General features: G+C 59.1%; 1 protein-coding gene and 1 pseudogene. One reads left to right on the top strand and one right to left on the bottom strand.

The features are described 5' to 3' along the window. Nucleotides 1-15: 15 nt before the first annotated feature. Nucleotides 16-384 carry an SH3 domain-containing protein gene (locus EN906_RS32920; protein ID WP_127268166.1) on the bottom strand — a complete coding sequence of 123 codons (369 nt, stop codon included), beginning with the start codon at nt 382-384 and terminating at the stop codon, nt 16-18. A gap of 180 nt (nt 385-564) precedes the next feature. Between EN906_RS32920 and EN906_RS32915 the strand changes: the two are divergent. After that, nucleotides 565-1,805: pseudogene (locus tag EN906_RS32915) on the top strand (S9 family peptidase); the annotation flags it as partial.

Raw genomic sequence — 1,805 nt, 5'->3', positions numbered from 1 at the left:
TTGCTGCCGGATCAATCAATGCGGCGTGATGTATTTGCCATACGCCCAGCCGGTGACGAATTTGCCGTTCTGGGCCGGATCATGCCAGACTTCGCACCAGCGAAAACGAATCTTTTGTTCCTGCTTCCATGCCGGCTGGTTGGCGATGTCGAGCAGGTTTATTCCGCCGGTGCATCGCCCGGTCATCTGCAGAACGGTCCCGTTCGGATATGCCGCCTGCTTCTGGGATGCGCCCGAAGGGTATTTGCGCACATTGAGCGTGTCGCCGAACGGCACATTGGCCACTTGCCAAGCCGCGAATACGGTCGCATGAGACTGGCCGGCAAAGGCCAGAGTTAGTGAAGCAACGGCGAAAGCCGCAGCAGTCCGAGACCAAATAGTCATCATCTCTCCTCCCGGCTCATCTCCTGGAGCCGACACAATCCATACGCTCCGGCTCTTGAACCTGCCCTGATCGGCGTGTTCATTCGCCGTTCAAGATATTCTCCATTCGAGATGGTCCATTCAAGATACTGGCCCATTGAAGATACTGGCCCATTGAAGATACTGGCAAAGCGAGACGCAATGACCAAGACATCCATATTTCCGATCGTCAGCCCGCCAACGCCCGAGAAGCGGCCGGTTTCCGACACGCATCACGGCATCACGCGAACCGACGACTATGCCTGGCTGCGGGCCGGCAACTGGCAGGAGATGTTCCGCGACCCCTCATTGCTCGATGCGGGAATCCGCGCAGAACTCGAGGCGGAGAATGCCTACCAGTCGAAGCTGATGGCCGACACGGTCGAACTGCAAAAGCAGCTTTTCAAGGAGATGAAGGGCCGTATCAAGGAAGACGATTCTTCCGTGCCGATGAAGGATGGGCCCTATGCCTATGGCTCGTCCTTCAAACTTGGTGGCGAGCAGCCGCGCTATTTCCGCATGCCGCGAGACGGCGGTGCCGAGCATATCCTGCTCGATGGTGACGCGGAGGCCGCGGGCAAGGCCTATTTCCGTCTTGGCGGCGTCGACCATTCGGCCGACCACGCAAGGCTGCTGTGGGCATTCGACGACAAGGGCTCCGAATTCTACACGCTTCACGTGCGTGACCTTGCCGACGGCAGGGAACTTGCGGACCAGATCCCCGACACCGGCGGTTCAGGTGTCTGGAACGCCGCCAATGACGGCTTCTTCTATACACGTCTCGACCCCAACCACCGCCCGTCGAAGGTGCTGTTCCATGCGCTTGGCGACAGCCCGCAAAGCGACCGGCTGATCTATGAGGAAACCGATCCCGGCTTCTTCATGAATGTCGACGGCACCCGCAACAACGAGTGGATCATGATCGGCATCAACGACCACGAGACCTCGGAATACCGCCTGATGCGCGCCGACGATCCGTTTGCCGAACCGAAACTGGTGTCGCCGCGCGAGATTGGCCTGCAGTACGAGCTGGAAGAAGGCGGCGATATCTTCTTCATCCTGACCAATGCCGACGGCGCCAAGGACTTCAAGATCATGACGGCACCAGCGGGCGATCCCGTGCGCGCCAACTGGCAGGAACTGGTGCCGCACGAACCCGGCCGGCTGATCCTGTCGGTGAGCGGCTTCAGAGACCACATGGTGCGGCGCGAAAGAAAGGAAGGAAGGCAGAGAAGAGGAGGGAAAGAAAGAAAAAGAGGAGAGGAGAAGAGGGTGGAAAGAGAAGAGGAGGAGGGAGAGAGAGGAAGGGCGGGGGAAGAGGAGGAAGAAACAGAGAGCAGGCGAGGGGAAGAGGCGGAGAGGACGACACCTGCGCAGGTGTTCGACGATAATATGCGTACCCG

It is taken from the genome of Mesorhizobium sp. M7A.F.Ca.CA.004.06.1.1 (genome assembly GCF_003999135.1).
Taxonomy (GTDB): Bacteria; Pseudomonadota; Alphaproteobacteria; order Rhizobiales; family Rhizobiaceae; genus Mesorhizobium.
The sequence above is the reverse complement of the archived record's forward strand: the minus strand, read 5'-3'. Positions and strand labels throughout refer to the sequence as shown.